Origin of the sequence: Streptomyces sp. NBRC 110611 (assembly GCF_001590865.1) — a bacterium.
Taxonomy (GTDB): domain Bacteria; phylum Actinomycetota; class Actinomycetes; order Streptomycetales; family Streptomycetaceae; genus Streptomyces.
In genome coordinates this window covers 84,949-100,546 of record NZ_BBUY01000021.1, presented here as the reverse complement: position 1 = coordinate 100,546, position 15,598 = coordinate 84,949, and the positions used below count along the sequence as shown (strand labels likewise).

Below are 15,598 nucleotides of genomic sequence, written 5' to 3'. Positions count from 1 at the left end.
CCCTAGAAAAGGGTGTTTGATGTCCCGGCCCGCGCCGAGTGCGCCTCGCCGTACCGTGTAACCGTCCGCAGTCTTCCGCCGCCCGTTTCTCCGGGCCGCTGCCGGACGTGTCCTCCGGTGCTCTGACCTGCCTGTTCGACGTCCTACGGCGTCATTGGGCTGCCCTCTGACGAGGCCACTCGGCCTGCTCTTGCTGTCTTGATCGACTTCCCAGCAAGGAGCACCCGGGTGTCCAGCCACACCACCACCAACAACACTCTCAGCCTCAGCACCTTCGCCTGCGCGTGGTGCGGTCTGACCGTGTCCGCGTACGCCGCCGACGGCGCGCCGCGCAACCACTGCCCGTCCTGCCTGCACTCCCGGCACGTCCTCGACCACGTCGTGGACGGTCCGAGCGACTGCGAGGGCCGGATGTCCCCGATCGCCATCGCCGTGCTCCGCACCGGTGACTGGATGGTGATCCACCGCTGTGTGTGCTGCGACGAGCTCACCTCCAACCCGGTCTGCGCGGACGACAACCAGCTCATCCTGATGCGCATGGCCGTCCGCCCGCTGGCCCAACCGCCCTTCCCGCTCGAAGCGTTCGGAACCCTCTGACCGTCCGAGAAGGAAAGGAGCACCACCATGTCCCGCAACAACCGTGGGCGGCGCCGTCCGCAGCGGCACAAGGACGTGCTGCACACCCAGGACGGCCACCGGGCCAATGACTTCCGCTGCGCCTCATGCCGGCTCGACGTCTCCCTGGACGCACCCGGCACCGCCCACCGCAACCACTGCCCCAACTGCCTGGCCAGCCTGCACGTCGACCGGAAGATCCCCGGCGACCGCGACGCCGACTGCCGCGGCCGGATGGAGGCACTGGGCATGTCCGTCCGTAATGACGGCGAGTGGATGATCATCCACCAGTGCGCCACCTGCGGCGAACTCAGCGCCAACCGCATCGCGGGCGACGACAACCCGCTCGCCCTGGTCCGCCTCGCCCTCAGACCCCTCGCCGACCCCAAGGCCGCCAGCCGCACCCTGCTCACTCTGTGACCCGGGTGCGGCGGCCCCGGCCGGGGCGCGCCCGCAGCCGCGCCCCTCCCCACGGCCCCACCCTCGACCACGACTTCAACGACCAGAGAAACGGAACATCCCCGCAGTGAAGATCAGGACCGAGACCTTCCACGACACCGACCGCGTGCGCGAGGTGATCACCGCCGCCTTCGGCTCCCCCGAAGACGCCGACCTCGTCGGCAGCACCCTCATCCGCGCCGGCCTCGACGCCGCCCGCGCCCTGGGCGAGCGCACCGTCACCGTCCTCGGACACCCGGCGTACTACCCGCGGTTCGGCTTCGAACGCGCCGATGCCCATGGAGTCACCTGCACCCTGAGCGTCGGCCCCGACGAGGCCAAGATGGTCGTCTCCCTCGACGGCGGCCCGATCCCCTACGGTGACATGACCTTCAGCAAGCCGATGGCCGACGCGATCAGCGCCTACCAGCCGGAATAGCCGAAGCAGCGAAAACCCAGGTCTCTGACCTGGGGTTTCGCCATGAAGCGCAGGACGGGAATCGAGCCCGCCCCGTCAGGTCGTGAACGGGCCGGCACGCTCGACCACCCAGCGCACCTTGCCCAGTCCGGAACCGTGGGCCGTCGTGAGGAACAAGATCACCAAATACCCCGGAAACCCTGACGACCGAGACCTCCAAGCGCAAGGCCCGTGACCCAACTCATCCTGAAACGATCAGTAAGCCTCGTCACTCCCGGCGGCCAGTCGGCGCTGCAGCTCGGCGTGGCGGAACTGGTAGACCGCGCCCACCTGTCGTAGGACTCCGCGTTGTACGTGGGCGTCGGCCAGGAAGCTCATCAGGCGCCAGGGCAGCCGGCCCCGCAGCGCCAGCCAGCAGCGGACGATCGCGAACGACCCCCAGGCGGCCTGGGCGAAGCCGAGGGCGAGGCCGGCGACCAGACCCATCCAGAAGCCGGGGGCCAGGCCTGCGGTGATCAACACGGCCGGGTTGGTGGCCAGTTGGTTCTCCGTGGTCACCGCCAGTCCGGTCACCAGGTCGGTCATCATGCCGATCGCCAGGGCGGCCGCCAGGGCGATCACCCCGAAGGTGCGGAAGTCGCGGGCCAGTACCGCCCGCGGGTCGCCGGCCGTCGTCAGATTCGTGGGCGCCCCGGCGAGCCCGGCGATCAGCGTGGTGACGGCCCCGGCGACCAGGCCCACCGTCAGACCGGCCGCGGGCCCCGCGACGACGGCGGCGGCCAGCCCCAGCGCCAGCCCGACCGCGAGACCGGTGGTCAGGCCGACCGGGGACCAGTGCAGCCGCTGCGCCGGGTCGGACCGCCCCGCCAGCACGGCGGTGAGCCCGGCCGCCAGCCCGATCCCGATGCCGTTGACGATGCCGGACGGAACTCCCGGCCCCAGCCCGGACATCATGCCGGCCACCGCCCCGCCGGCGAACCCGCCGGCCAGGCCCCCGCGCGGACCGCTCGCCGGCCCGACCGCCAGCCCCACCCCCAGCCCGGCCGCGATCCCGCCCCCGGGGCCGACCGCGAGTCCGATGCCGATCAGGCTCGCCAGCCCCGCCGCCACACCGCCGACGAGCCCGCCCGCCAGCCCGCCGGCCAGGCCGCTCAACGGTCCATGGCCCGCCCCGCTCAACCGCCGCACCGGCAGCCCCACACCGAAGCCGAGCAGGATGCCGGTCCCCAGCCCGGTGCCGAAACCGATGCCGATACCGGCCCCCAGCCCCGCCACCAGCCCGCCGGCCACCGCGCTCGCCAGCCCGAAGACCAGGCCGACGAGCGGAACGCGTACCGCATACCGCAGCTGCCACCACGCCAGGTCGGTCGTCCCGCGCAGCCGGTGTTCCAAATGGTTGCCGAGGAAGGCCAGCCAGCGCTGCGCCTGGGCCGCCTGCCAGCGGGAGTGCCGGACGGGATCCGGATGGGGCCGGTAGGCCGCCGGGATGAAGGCGTCGAAGAGGTGCCGTTCGAGCTCGGTACGGGTGGGGAAGCGGGCGGTGTCGCACAGTTCCGCCGGGTCGGGCAGCGACCCGCTGTGTTCACCGGGGCGTGGGTTGTAGATGGTGCGGGCCAAGAAGAGCATCAGCGGCGTGCGCAGAGTCCGGGCGACCGGTGCCGTCCGGGCACCGAGCCGGGCCAGTACGGGATCCCAGCGTGCCGCCGCGGCGGTGCCCGTACCGCCAGAGTCGCGCCGGAGGTAGGCGGCCACCGCCTCCGGCCGCAGCGGCTGGAGTTCGACCCCAGCCGCCCCGGCGAGCCGGGCCGGGATGGCCGACGCGGGGGAGAGCGCCTCCCGGTACTCCTGGGCCCTGCTGGACAGCACCACACCCTGCCCCAGGGGCAGCGCCGCATTGATCCGGTCCAGCGCGGCGGTGCGTACCGCCGCGGGGATCTCGTCGAAGCCGTCCAGGACGGGGAAGACCAACCGGTGCGCCAGCAGCGCCTGCGCACAGGTCATCCGGTCCAGCGAGCCCGGGGCCGACTCGCTCAGCCCCGCGTAGTCCTGCACGAGCTGCTCGGCCATCCATTCGTCCAGCCGCTGCTCGGCCGGATTCCACGACGAGAGCGAGAACAGCACCGGGACCGCGCCACCGGCCGCCCGCCGCTCGACCAGCGCCAGCAACAGCCGGACCAGCAGCATGGTCTTGCCCGAACCCGGTGCGCCGAGGACCACCAGTCGCCCCGTGGGCACCCGTTGCAGCACCACCGCCGCGATCTCCCCGTCCGCACCGGCGAGTTCCCCGGGGCCGGCGGCCCAGCCGGCCCGCTCGGCCGGTCCGCCGCCCGGCCAGCCGGCCGCGGTCGACTCCAGCCGTTCCCACTCCTCGACCAGGTCGGCGGACGCCGCGGCCCAGGACACCGGCAACGGATACGGATCGTTGAGCCGCCGCACCTCCGCCTCGGCCTCCCACTGGCGGCGCACGGCACCGGCCAGCCGATCGGCGATCTGGCCCAGCTCCCGGTCTGCGGCCGCTTCGGAACGGTCGGAGCGGAACGTCGCCCACGCGAGGTACGACCCGGCGAGCGTCGGCAGCAGCGTCACCACCGTCGTCGCGACCCCCAGCCGGTGCGAATAGGCCAGCCCCAACGCCCCCGACAACCCCACCACTACCAACGCCAGATAGATCAACCCAGCACGCCGGGTCCGCACCCAGAAACTCCCCTCGCATCCGCCGACCACAGTGCCGTCGGCCCGGCGCAAAAGGGTGGCACAGGCGAGTGCGGGCGCAGAAGGGCGCGTACGGCGCACAAACGGCGCCCGTCCAGCGCCCGGACCCCGGGGCACCTCCGGTATCGGGGAGTTGCGAAAGAGCGAAGGAGCGGTGCCGGGCCGTGGTGTGGACGTCGGCGAGGTCACGGACTGCGCCGGCCGCGGTCCGCGAGCGCGGCCGGATGCGCGACGTCCCGCCGATAGCCTTCGGTTCGAAGATGGGCCCACTGCCCACACCCGCGCTGTGCGGGCAGTCGTGGGAGGGGTTCGACGTGTGGTGGGAGGACGCCGTGGCAGGCATGCATGGGGTGGAGTTCGCTATCCCGTTTCCGTCCAGGATCAGTCCGGAGGACCAGGATGCGGTGACACGGCGGAACGTGGACTGGTTATCGGGGCACGGGCTGCTGAGAACTGGTGAGATGACCGAGCGGTATCTGACCATGGGGCTCGCCGAGTTCGCCATGAGGCTCTACCCCACTGCCGTGGGGCCGCGGCTGGATATGGCTCTCGACACGTTGGCGTGGGCCGTCTTCGTCAACGATCAGCTCGATGGGGAGTTGGGCGGGGACCCGCAGCAGGTGGCCGGCGTGGTGCGGGAGCTCATCGCCATCACGGCCGGCCCTCTGGGCCGCAGCCACGGTGCTGGTCATCCGCTGGTGGCGGCCTGGGCCGATGTGTGGGCCCGGCAGTGCGCGGGGATGTCGGAGGAGTGGCGGCGCCGTGCGGCCGGGCACTGGCGCTTGTGGTTCTCCGGGGCCATCGCCCTGGCAGCGGACCGGGCCCGGGGCGGGGCTCAGCCGCTGCACGACCACCTGCAGGTGCGCCGGGCGTGGATCGGGGCCGGCGCCTTCAGCGATCTGGTCGAAGCTGCCGGTGGGTTCGAGGTCCCCGAAGAGCTGTGGGACAGCGTGCAGTGGCAGGGCATCCAGGAGGCCTGTGGGGACTGCCTGGGCATGCTCAATGATGTGTTCTCGCTGGCGGTGGACGAGTCGACCGGCCGGCTGCACAACACCGTCGTTCTGCTGCGGCGCGAGCGTGGGATGTCCCGTGGCGAGGCCGTCGCGGAGGTGGTGGAGATGGCACGTGCCGCGATCGACCGCTGGCAGCGGCTCCAGCTCGACCTCCCGGCGGTGTACGAGGCGTTCTCCCTCAGCGCCGAACAACGCCGGGCGGCGGAGCTCTTCCTGGGCGGGATCGGGACGATGGTGCGGGCCAACTACGACTGGTACCGGCACAGCGGCCGCTACGCACCCGAGTTCCACCGGGACGGTCCGGCCTACGCCGCGGCGCTGCCGTCCATGGCCGAAGCCGTCGACGGCAGCGCCTGAAGGCGACAGGGCTTACCGGGCGCCGGGGGCCAACGAGCGGCGGGTGATGAAGGACGTGTAGTCCGCGATGCCGCGCCGGATCCTGGTGACGGGCGCGGCATGCTGCAGACTTCTGCGGGCCGCCGCCAGTCGGCGGTCGATCTCGGCCTCGCACCACGCCCTGCCGCCACACCGCTCGATGAGGGCAGCGACGTGCCGGAGCTCGTCGTCACCGGCAGGGTGGGTGCTGCGGTAGAAGGCCGAGAGCTCGTCCCGGCAGGGGTGATCGGAGCGGAGCGCCGTGAGGACGGCCAGCGTCTTCTTGCGGGTCCGCAGGTCCGAACGCGGCGGCTCGGTCTCCTGGCCGGGATCGCCCCATACGTCCTCGAAGTCGTCGAGGAGCTGCCACGCCACACCCACATGACCGCCGAACTCCGTGATGGCGTCCACCTGGTCGCGGGTCGCGGCCGAATGCAGTGCGCCGAGGCGGCAGACACAGCGCAGCAGGCTGGAGGTCTTGGCCTCGACCACGCCGAGAGCCTCCTCGAAGGTGGCGCCAGGGCAGTCCTCGAGCTGCACGTCGAGCACTTGCCCCGCACACACTTCGTGCGCCGCCGCGGCGAGCACCCGCACGGCTTCCGCGGTATGCGGCCCCGGCCGAGCGGCCAGGGCCTCGAAGGCCAGGGCGAGCAGCGCATCCCCCGCCTGCACCGCGGCGGGAGTCCCGAATTCTGCCCACAGGGCCGGGCGGTCACGCCGTACCTGGTCCTTGTCGAGGATGTCGTCGTGGATGAGCGTCTGGTTGCCCATCAGCGTCCATGCCACGGCGGCATCGCGGGCTCGTTCCCACGGTCCGCCGTCCAGAGTGGCGCTGAGCAGGACCAGGGTGCCCAATCGCAGGCTGGAGCCGGTGAGTTCCACGGGCTCACCGTGCCGGTCCGTCCAGCCGAAGTGGTAGGTGGCCATGGTGCGGACCGGCTCGGCCAGCCATCCCACGCACTCCCGTAATCGCGGCAGCAGCATGTCCCGTGCCTCGGCCAGCACCGCCTCCCTGGGTTTCACATCACTGGACACCAGCGGTTGATCAACATCCACGCGCTCTCTCCATCCCGCAACGGCGATACCTGATCGTCTGTCTTCCAGCCGGCATCCTTATCCACCCGAGAGCAGCACGATGCACGGGCGAATCACGGAACTGCCCGCTGGTCGTGCTGGAAGATGACCCGGCAGCGCGGGGCGTGCGAGTGCGGGGTGTGCGAGTCCGGGTCGATGGGCGCCGGGGCGGGGAGAGCCGGGCTGTGCGTCATACTTCGGGTTAGGCGTGCTGTTCGACGGCGTCGGAGTCGCCGCTCCCGTCCGGATGCATGTCCCAGCCGGACGCTTTTACTCCAGATCGGCGAGGAGGCCGTCCAAGGCCTTCTTGAGGGCTGCGGCGTTGGCCGGATCGAACCAGGTGGTTCGGATGCGCTCGTTGTTGCCTTTGGGGCATGGCCGGTGGTCCACGAGGTGAGCGCGGCGAGGTAGGCGTAGTGGGCGGTGAGCGTCCCGGTCAGTGCAGAGAAGATGTTGAAGGAGCTCTCGTCCGCGACGGGGAGCGCGCCGCCCAGCTGTTCAAAGAGAGAGTCCACCACCGGGTGCGAGGGGCAGGTCACCGTGACGGAGCGGCGCTCACGCACGGCGGGCAGCGGGATGGCACGGACGATCGGGGCACCGGTGGCGAGGGTTCGGCGCAGGTCGTCGGTGACGACGCCGGCCATCAGGTTGACCACGGTCTTGTCGTCGTTCACCTTCAGCCCGGCGAGCGCCTCGCGGTGGTCCTGGCGGCGCACGGCGGTGATCGCCAACTCGGAGCGGTCCAGCACCCCCTGGTTATCGGCGCGTACATGGACGCCCTCGAAGCGCTCGGACAGTTCCGGCGGTGGGGGCCCCACGGGGAGAGAGGGAGACGTCTGGTGACGCACTGCCCCCGTTGCGAAGGCCCTCGACAATGGCCCGGCCGGTCTCGCCCACTCCGATGATGCCGATGCGCTGCACTTTGGCCAGCAGCCCGGCCGGTCCGCCCGATTCGAGGGCCTCCAGCACAGTCGCCGCAGCCTCGTCCGGGTCGGTGGGGCGTGGTGGTGCTCGTATCGCGTGCCGTTCAGGCTTTGAATGAGTGCAGGCTGGTCGAGGCGAGGGTCTGCTCCGCGTCGTGTGCCTCGAAGGTGCTCATGTGCTGGAAGCCGAGGCGGGCGGCGAGCTTGAGCCCCTCAACCGTGATCGCGGCCGGAGAACAGGGGACCGACCGGTAGCGGAGAAGAGCAGCGTGGTCGAGTCGTTGTCCGGGGATTCCTCGGTGCAGAGCCGGAACGTCGCCGTGCAGGGCGGCTTCGCGTGATCGTTGCGGTCAGTCCCACCACAGTGTCCACACCGGGGCGTCGACGAGGGCGGCCGCGTACGTCTCGAAGTCGTGGAGTTGGAGGAGGTCCGGGCAGAAGGCGACGTGCTCGGCGGCGACATGGCGGGCGTGTTCCCGGCTGCGGGGCGGCCATGCGACCGTCAGGGCGAGCGTGGCAACACCGCCCAGCGCGCACAGCCGTGCGCCGAAGCGGTGCTGCCAGCTGCGTACCATCGCTGCGATGGTCTCGGCTCCCACCTCTGGCCGCCAGCCGCACGTGGTGAGGGCTGTGGCGCCATCGGGGGCGGCGACCAGGCCGAGGTAGGGTCCGTGGCCGCTGCCGGGGAGCAAGGCACTTGCGGCTTCACGGCTGCCCGCGAGCGCCACCGCCCGCTGATCGGGGTCGCCCTCCGGCTCGGCCGGCGGTGCCATACCAGGCCAGGCCGGGTAGGGCACCGGCTGCAGACCCTCCTCGGTCAGATCTTCCCATTCGACGGCGCAGAGTTCGGCCACGTTCACCTCATCCGGCGCAGTGGTGGGCATCGGCGCGAGCTCGCCGTTGTGCCATGGCCGCAGGGTGGTGCCGTGGGTGTCGGTCAGTGCGCCCAGCAGCAGGGGCCATAGTCCGGTCACCCGGTGCTGCCGGAGCAGTTCGCCCCAGCGGGGTCCGGCCTCCGCCTCGGGCAGGGGCTTCTCCGATACCCACAGCACCGGGTTGGGCGCGGCGGGGCCGGCGAACTGTGCGTCCGGCACCACCAGGCGGCCCGGTGGCAGTCCCCTGGGAAGCTGTTCCGCGGTAAGCGTCATGGTGTGAGGCTAGCTCCGATGTGTCCGACGCTGAGCTGGTCGGCGCTGAGCTGTTTGGCGCCGAGCCGCCCGGTTCCGATGCGTCCGGCCGTGCGTATGGTTGGCCGTGATGTGAGGGTCATGAGAAGGCCGCTCCGATCCCTCCGACGATGGCCGCGACGCCCCCGGCGACGGCGGCCACCGCTCCCGCGGCGAGTTCCAGCGGAGAGGCGGCGATCGCCAGGGCGACCACGCCGATGACGGCCGCGGCGCCCAGGACGGCGAGGCCGATCTCCTTCCACGGCAGGTCCCACTCCCATGGCCACTCCCAGTCCACATCCCACCAGGGGTCTGGCTTCTGCTGCGGCTGGGGATTCGGCTGGGGCACCGGCACCGGTATGGGGTGGGGGTCCGTCGGACGCGGGTTCCGCTGCTTCGACTGCCGATAGATGATCTTCCCGTCCCAGTTGGCGCCGGGTGAACTCACCTCCCAGTTCGGATAACCGAGTACGAAGTACGTGCCGGGCAGTGGCTGGCCCGCGAACGCCTTCCAGCCGGGGTCACCCTGTGCCGCCTTGAACTGCTCGAACCGCCTGCGGTAGTGGACCACCTCGCGCGCTGCCTTGTACGCCTGGCTCTTCGACTTGACCTCCCAGATGGCCGCGGTCTTGTTGCCCGGGCGCTCGTAGAGGAGGTCCGGATAGCCAGGCCGGGAGCCCGGGTTGGGGTTCTGGGGAGGGGTGCCGGGCCGGTAGCGGTGGGCCTTGGTGCCACCTTCGATGACATAGGTGTCCACGTGCATGGTGCCGCCCCCGAAAACCTGCCCCTTCAGCACGGTGCCGGCCGTCTCGGCGGCGGCGTCGTGGAGCGGATTGCCGCCGCGGGGGCCGGGGCCTGCGAGCGCCCCGACCATGCCGTAGACCTGGCGGTGCGAGCTGCTGCGCCGCTGTGCGACCGCGCTCTGGGCCGCTGTGCCGCCGGAGAGCGCCGCCCAGGCGCTCACTTGGAGCGCCGCGCCGGGGCTGGAGAGCAGGCCGCGCGGGTCGGTCCGGTTCAGCGGGTCGTTGCGGCCGTAGACGTACGGGTGCTCGGCGCCGCCCGCTCCCGCGTTCTCGCTGGTGACCGGATCGCGGGAGGTGTAGCGGCCGAGGCCGGTCCAGTAGAGCCGGGCCCGCAGGTTGAGCAGACCGCCCAGGGTCTGCTCACCGCGGTAGCCGAAGCGGGGCAGCGCCGGCGCGGGCAGGTGTGGGTGACAGCACCCGCGGGCGGCATCGCCGTGACCGTGCCCCCGCCGATCACCGTGCTCCCCGGGCTCCCCACGGTCCCCATCGTGATGACCCTCGTGCTCCCCGCAGTGCTCGTCGCGCCCGCAGTGCCCGTGGTGCCAGTGCTCCCGGCAGCAGCACCCCGGGTGGCCGTGGCCGTCACCGCCCGGTTCGCCGAAGAGCCCGTACCGCTCGGCCTGCGCCCAGGCGCGGGTGCCGCGCGTGCGGACGGCCGAGCCGTACACGTCCCGGTGGAAGGTCTCGCTGCCGCCGTGCCAGGTCGCGAAGGTGCGGCCGTAGCCGTAGCTGAAGTCCGCGCTGTACGGGCTGGGGTGGCCGCGCTCGGTGTCGGCGAGTTCCGGGTCGGCGCGCTGGCTGAGGATCTGCGGGATCCGCTCCGGGCTCCACCGGTAGCGCACCGACGCCGACCGCACCGCGTCGTGCCGTTGGTCGGTGTGGGTGAGCACGAGCCGGGTGAGCAGCCCGTCGCCGTTGTACGTCGCCTCGGCCTCCTCCCGTGGCGCGCCGTCGTCGGTGACCGCCCGTACCGCCCGGCCGAAGCCGTCGTACGAGATCCGCTGATGGCAGTCGCCGGTGCGGACCTCGGTGAGCCGCCCGGAGGAGTCGTACGCGTACCGCGTGTGCAGGCCGTGCGACCGCGACGACACGAGCTGGTCGGCGTCGTCGTAGCGGTAGTGCGTCTCGGTGTCGCCGAGGCACCGCACGGTGCGGTTGCCGACCGCGTCGTAGGTGAGGTCCAGCGCCTCGCGGGGGTTCTCCGCCCAGAACCCGTACGTGTCGTCGGGCTGGTGGACGGTCGGCTCGGGCCGGCGCTCCGGCGGCTGCCATGGCCAGGGGCGCATCTCCCAGGTGCGGGCGTTGACCAGCTGCCCGAGCCGGTCGTAGCGGAACGAGCGGAAGGTGCTGCACACCGGGTCCGTGTCCCGCTGTGTCAGGATCCGCCCGTCCGGGTCGCGGGTGAGGTCGGTGCGTGCCGCCGGCCGGCCGTCGCGCCATACCTCGAACCGGCACAGCCGGTCGTGGTCGTAGGCATAGCGGCGGGCGAGCCGGCCCGGCAGCTGCTCGGTCAGGAGGCGGCCGTCCGGGTCGAGGGCGTACTGGGCGCGGCCGGCCCGCGAGTCGGCCATGGCGATCAGGCGGCCGTTGGGGGTGTACCGGTAGTCGACCTCCAGGCCGTCGGGGTAACCCAGTTGGGACAGGTGTCCGGCCTTGTCGTAGCCGGCCTTGACCACGCCGCCGTCCGGCTCGGTGACGCGGATGAGGTTGCCGACCTTGTCGTAGTCGAAGCGGGTGGTGCCGGTGGCATCCGTCATGCTGGTGCGGCGCCCGGACTTGTCGTAGGCGTACGTCACCTCCGTGCCGTCGTCCGCGTGCCAGCGCGTGAGCCGTGCCTCCTTGTCGTAGCTGAAGTACTGGGTGCCGCCGTCCGGGTCGGTGACCTCGCTGAGGTTTCCGGCCCGGTCGTACGCCCGCCGTGTGGTGCGCCCCAGGGGGTCGGTGACCGCGATCACGCGTCCGGCCTTGTCGTGGTCGTAGCGGACGACGGCGCCCTTCTCGTCGGTCACCGAGATCAGCCGCCCGGCCCGGTCGTAGCCGTACTGGGTCTGGTTGCCCTCGCCGTTGATGACCGCGGTGAGCCGTCCGGCCTTGTCGTAGCGGTAACGCGTGGTGGTCCCGGAGGGGCTGGTCTCGGCGGTCTTGCGGCCGCGCCGGTCGTACGCGTAGCGGGTCACCCAGCCGCGCGGGTCGGTGCGGGTGATGACCCGGCCCGAGGCGTCGTACTCCGTGCGCACGGTGAGGCCCGCAGGCGAAGTGACGGCGATGGGGCGGCCGTCGGCGTCGTAGGCGGTGCGCGTGACGCCGCCCTGGCGGTCCTCGACCTCGACCACCCTGCCGCGCCGGTCCCGGCGTATCCGGGCCGAGTTGCCCGCCGGGTCGACGAGTTCGTCCAGGTAGCCGCTCTGCGTCCAGTGCTGTGTGGCCAGCGCCCCGGTCGGGTCGAGGACGCGTACCGGATCGCCCGACGCGTCGTGTTCGATGCGCCACTTGCCGCCCGCGGGGTCGGTGACACCGGTGGGGCGCCCGGCCTTGTCGTAGCGGTACCGGGTCGTGGCACCGGACGGGGTGGTGACGGCCACGGGGCGGCCGACCGCGTCGAAGTCGGTGCGGGTGGTGCCGTTGGGGTCCTCGACCTCGGCGGTGTTGCCGTCCGCGTCGTAGCGGTAGAAGGTCTCGGTCCCGGCCGGGTCGGTCGTGCGGGCGACCTGCCCGAGGGCGTCGTACGCGTACGCCGTCACGCCGCCCTCGGGGTCGGTGGTCTGCGTCAGGTTGCCGTCGGCGTCGTACGCGGAGGTGGTGGTGTGCCCCATGGCATCGGTGACGCTGGTGCGCTGGCCGGCGTCGTCGTAGCCGAACCTGGTTTCACCCTCCTCCGGGTCGGTCTGGCGGAGCAGCCTGCCGCCGGGCGACCACTCCTGGCGGCTCTCCTCGCCGAGCGGGCCGGTGTAGGCGGTGACCCGGCCGGCGGCGTCGTACGTCCAGCGCAGCGTGCTGCCGCTGGGCTGGGTCGCCTCGGTCATGTTCCCGGCCCGGTCGTAGCGGTAGCGGCTGACCGTCTCGTCCGGCAGGGTGACCGAGGTCAGCTCGCCGCGCTCGTTGTAGTGGTAGCGGGTGGTGTGCCGGTCGGGGTCGGTCGAGGAGGTGACCAGGCCGTTGTCGACGGTCCGCGTGGTGACACCGCCGTTCGGCTCGGTGATCCGGGACGGTACGTGGCTGTCGCCGCTGTACGCGTACCGCGTGGTCCCGCCCTCCGGATCGGTCTCGTCGACGAGCCGGTCGCGGTCGTCGTAGCGGTACGTCGACATCTCACCGGCGGTGGTGGAACGGAGCAGGTTGCCGCGGTCGTCGTAGCGCTGCGTCAGCTCGGTGCCGCCCGGGCGGGTGGCACGGACGAGCCTGCCGTTGCGGTCGTAGCGGAAGGCCGCGGTCTGCCCGGCCGGGTCGGTCAGCGCCACCAGGCGGCCCTGCGCATCCCCGCGGTAGGTGCTGCGGGCTCCGGAGGGCTCGGTGGTCACCGTGGTCACCGTGGTGACGTCCGCGCCCGAGCCCGCGCCTGCGCCCGCGCCGGTGTCGTACGCGAACGCCGTGCTGCTGCCCGCCGGGTGCTCCTGGCGCACCACCCGGCCCTCGTCGTCGTAGGCGTTGACGACGACCGGGGTCCCGTCGGGATCGGTCTCCTGGCGGAGCCGGCCGTCCTCGGTATAGGTGTAGCGGGTGGTCGCCTCGTCGGCAGGGCCCGACGCCGAAGTCAGCCGTCCCTCGCCATCGTGGGTGTACCTGACGGCCCGCCCGTCGTCCGCGGTGACCGCGGACGGCCGTCCTTCGCCGTCGTACGAGAACGACAGCTGCCGCCCGCACGAGTGCGCGGCGGACAGCAGACGTCCTTCGCCGCCGTAGGACAAGGTCACGCGCTGTCCCTCACGCTCGCGGGCGGTCAGCCGCCCGTCCGGAGTGAACAGCCGGCGGAGGCCGCTGAGGGTGCGCAGCGTCCAGCCGCCCTCGGCGTCCCGGGTGAGGTCCGCCTCCAGGTCCTGTGGGCGCCGGTATCCGCCGTCCGGCCGCCTGGTGAACGTCAGCACCCGGCCGTCCTCGTCATGGAAGAGGACGTTCCCGTCCGGCTGTTCCGCCAGACGGGCACTGAACGAGGTGCTCCAGCCGCGCCCCAGCGGCCCGTCGGCGGTGCCGAGCGAGTTGTAGGTCCGGATGAAGTCGAGGAGCCCCAGCGTGGACGCCGGGAACGCCAGGTCCGTGACACGCCGGGTGCAGTTGCCGGTCGCGGTGCTGACCCCGTCCCCGGCGAAGCCGTAGTCGGGCTGCCTGCCGAGCAGCTCCCGGACGGGCCTGGCGATCGGTGATCCGGCCGGAGACGTCATGGATCCACCTCCTACGGCCAACGGCCTCGGAGCACCCCGTGGCACCGCTGGCGACGTTCCTCATGGAGCGGGCTGGGCTACGCATGACAACAGCGTGGCTGATGTGACGTCAAGTCCTTTGGAGGCAATCACAGTTGAGTGTCGAACGGCAACCGGGGGCGACCGCTGCCGCCGGCTCCGCGGGAGACGAACCACCGCAGCCTCTCGACCGGATCGGCGATCCACGATGCCCCACACCCACCACCGCCGCACCGTCAACAGCCCCCGCGGCCGTCGCCCCCGCAACTCCCGCCCGAAGAACCACCCCGCGTACGGCGGCCCGGGGCCCAGTCTGCGGGCATCCGGCCAACTGTCCTCAAGAACACGCCACTGGACACAATTCACCGCAGTGAGCGACCCGAAGTGCGGTGAGATTTCCGTGCGGACGCACTGACGGCACCGAGAACGGCGCAGCGGTCCGGCGATATGCGCATGCGTTCCCACGAGCGAGGGAGTTCGTGATGGCGATTCCGACCCCCACCCGCCCCCATATCAGGATGATCTTCATCGGCGTCGGCCAGGGGGACTGCACCCTGATTGTCTTTCCGCCGCCGCCGGACGGCACCGGAGAGGTCGTGCTCATCGACTGCGGGTCGACCAAGGACGCCAAGTGCCTGATTCCCGGGCCACCACAGCGGATCGTGAGTGCCCTGGACAACGTCAAGGAGATTCTCCGCACGTACGTACCGGGGAAAGCGATCGACTATCTCTTCATCACACACGCGGACGAGGACCACTACAACCTCATCGTGCGCGCGCTGCCCGGTTACACCGTGAAAAAAACCTTCTACACGGGCGTGTTGGAGGACTACTGGAACGGTCGCGACGGAGCCCGCCCGGGGAACGGGACGTACAAGTGGATGCAGGATCACGGGGCGCGACCGCTGCCCAACTCCCTGGCCATGATGGGTCCCACTCCGGGAGGCGACGACAACACCCCGTGGAGATACGGCCAGCCGATCGTGAACCTCGGGGGCGCCGGTGATGGTCTGTACATCGTGGCAGCCAACGCCACCGGGCAGTATGCGACCCGCTACGCGAAGTGGATCAGGTACCTGACCCCTTCGACGGACCCCCATGAACAGGTCCGGCTGCACAAGGAACTGTGCCGTTACGACCCGAACCCCGACAGTATTGTGCTGGCACTCGACTACCGGCAGCAATCCGTCTGGCTGATGGGCGACGCCACCACGCAAACCGAGGACTTTCTCCTGCGTGCCCTGGAGAATCCGCCCCTCTCCAGGAACGGTCTCTCGTCGAGAGCCGGCGAAAGCATGACCCTGAAGATGGGGCACCACGGGAGCGAAACCTCCTCGGGGAGGCCGCTGGTGGAGTTTCTCCGGCCCCACCGGCTGGTGGTCAGCTCCGGCACGAAATCCTTCAACGGCACGGGCATTCCCCAGTTCGCCCACCTGGAACAGGTGAAGACGTGGTCGGGGAAGGTCGGGAATTTCGCACCGCACGAGTACACCTATTACAAGGACAGGGCCTTCGAGATCGACGCATCCGACAAGGCGGTCTTCACCACACAGTTGATGGTGAATCCTGACTGGACCGACGCCATGCCGGACGAGCAGCGCTTCATCTGCGGCAACTGGCACCTGACGATCGACAACACCGGCACGGTCGAGATCGGATTCTAGGCG

General features: G+C 71.2%; 11 protein-coding genes. 6 read left to right on the top strand and 5 right to left on the bottom strand.

Features of this window, described 5'->3' with window-relative positions; translation table 11 throughout:
• Positions 1-228: 228 nt before the first annotated feature.
• The 3 genes from AZE13_RS29135 to AZE13_RS29125 all read left to right on the top strand — a co-directional run bounded on the left by AZE13_RS29135 (position 229) and on the right by AZE13_RS29125 (position 1,492).
• The gene (locus AZE13_RS29135) at positions 229-597 is read left to right on the top strand and encodes an RNHCP domain-containing protein (RefSeq protein ID WP_066938482.1); all 369 of its coding nucleotides are present in this window, start codon (positions 229-231) and stop codon (positions 595-597) included.
• A gap of 27 nt (positions 598-624) precedes the next feature.
• Entirely contained in the window at positions 625-1,035 is a 411-nt protein-coding gene (locus AZE13_RS29130) for an RNHCP domain-containing protein (protein WP_066938479.1), read from the top strand.
• A gap of 106 nt (positions 1,036-1,141) precedes the next feature.
• A complete protein-coding gene (locus AZE13_RS29125; RefSeq protein ID WP_066938476.1) occupies positions 1,142-1,492 on the top strand; it encodes a GNAT family N-acetyltransferase in 351 nt (116 codons plus the stop codon).
• Between the two features lie 234 nt (positions 1,493-1,726).
• Here the strand turns inward: AZE13_RS29125 and AZE13_RS37600 are convergent, their stop codons facing one another.
• Positions 1,727-4,165, bottom strand: a complete 2,439-nt coding sequence (locus AZE13_RS37600) for an NACHT domain-containing protein (protein WP_220127614.1) — start codon at positions 4,163-4,165, stop codon at positions 1,727-1,729.
• 479 nt (positions 4,166-4,644) lie between these two features.
• Between AZE13_RS37600 and AZE13_RS29115 the strand changes: the two genes are divergently transcribed.
• A complete protein-coding gene (locus AZE13_RS29115) occupies positions 4,645-5,553 on the top strand; it encodes a terpene synthase family protein (protein ID WP_147264753.1) in 909 nt (302 codons plus the stop codon).
• A gap of 12 nt (positions 5,554-5,565) precedes the next feature.
• Here AZE13_RS29115 and AZE13_RS29110 read toward each other — a convergent pair whose 3' ends face one another.
• A complete protein-coding gene (locus AZE13_RS29110) occupies positions 5,566-6,627 on the bottom strand; it encodes a polyprenyl synthetase family protein (RefSeq protein WP_066938471.1) in 1,062 nt (353 codons plus the stop codon).
• Positions 6,628-6,719: 92 nt separating this feature from the next.
• On the bottom strand, positions 6,720-7,463 hold the full coding sequence (locus AZE13_RS29105; protein ID WP_258528057.1) for a hypothetical protein: 744 nt from the start codon (positions 7,461-7,463) through the stop codon (positions 6,720-6,722).
• Positions 7,464-7,744: 281 nt separating this feature from the next.
• Here AZE13_RS29105 and AZE13_RS37210 point away from each other — a divergent pair, with 281 nt between their 5' ends.
• Entirely contained in the window at positions 7,745-7,909 is a 165-nt protein-coding gene (locus tag AZE13_RS37210; RefSeq protein WP_181690483.1) for a hypothetical protein, read from the top strand.
• A gap of 9 nt (positions 7,910-7,918) precedes the next feature.
• Here AZE13_RS37210 and AZE13_RS29100 read toward each other — a convergent pair whose 3' ends face one another.
• A complete protein-coding gene (locus tag AZE13_RS29100) occupies positions 7,919-8,716 on the bottom strand; it encodes a DUF4253 domain-containing protein (RefSeq protein WP_079124492.1) in 798 nt (265 codons plus the stop codon).
• A 118-nt stretch (positions 8,717-8,834) separates the two neighbouring features.
• Entirely contained in the window at positions 8,835-13,913 is a 5,079-nt protein-coding gene (locus AZE13_RS29095; RefSeq protein ID WP_066938470.1) for a DUF6531 domain-containing protein, read from the bottom strand.
• 500 nt (positions 13,914-14,413) lie between these two features.
• Between AZE13_RS29095 and AZE13_RS29090 the strand changes: the two genes are divergently transcribed.
• Complete coding sequence (locus tag AZE13_RS29090; RefSeq protein WP_066938468.1) at positions 14,414-15,595, top strand: ComEC/Rec2 family competence protein; 1,182 nt, start codon at positions 14,414-14,416, stop codon at positions 15,593-15,595.
• Positions 15,596-15,598: the final 3 nt, after the last annotated feature.

Coding starts and splice junctions, on each gene's coding strand:
- AZE13_RS29130 (WP_066938479.1), top strand. CDS start 625: ATGTCCCGCAACAACCGTGGGCGGCGCCGTCCGCAGCGGCACAAGGAC.
- AZE13_RS29090 (WP_066938468.1), top strand. CDS start 14,414: ATGGCGATTCCGACCCCCACCCGCCCCCATATCAGGATGATCTTCATC.
- AZE13_RS29115 (WP_147264753.1), top strand. CDS start 4,645: ATGACCGAGCGGTATCTGACCATGGGGCTCGCCGAGTTCGCCATGAGG.
- AZE13_RS29100 (WP_079124492.1), bottom strand. CDS start 8,716: ATGACGCTTACCGCGGAACAGCTTCCCAGGGGACTGCCACCGGGCCGC.
- AZE13_RS29095 (WP_066938470.1), bottom strand. CDS start 13,913: ATGACGTCTCCGGCCGGATCACCGATCGCCAGGCCCGTCCGGGAGCTG.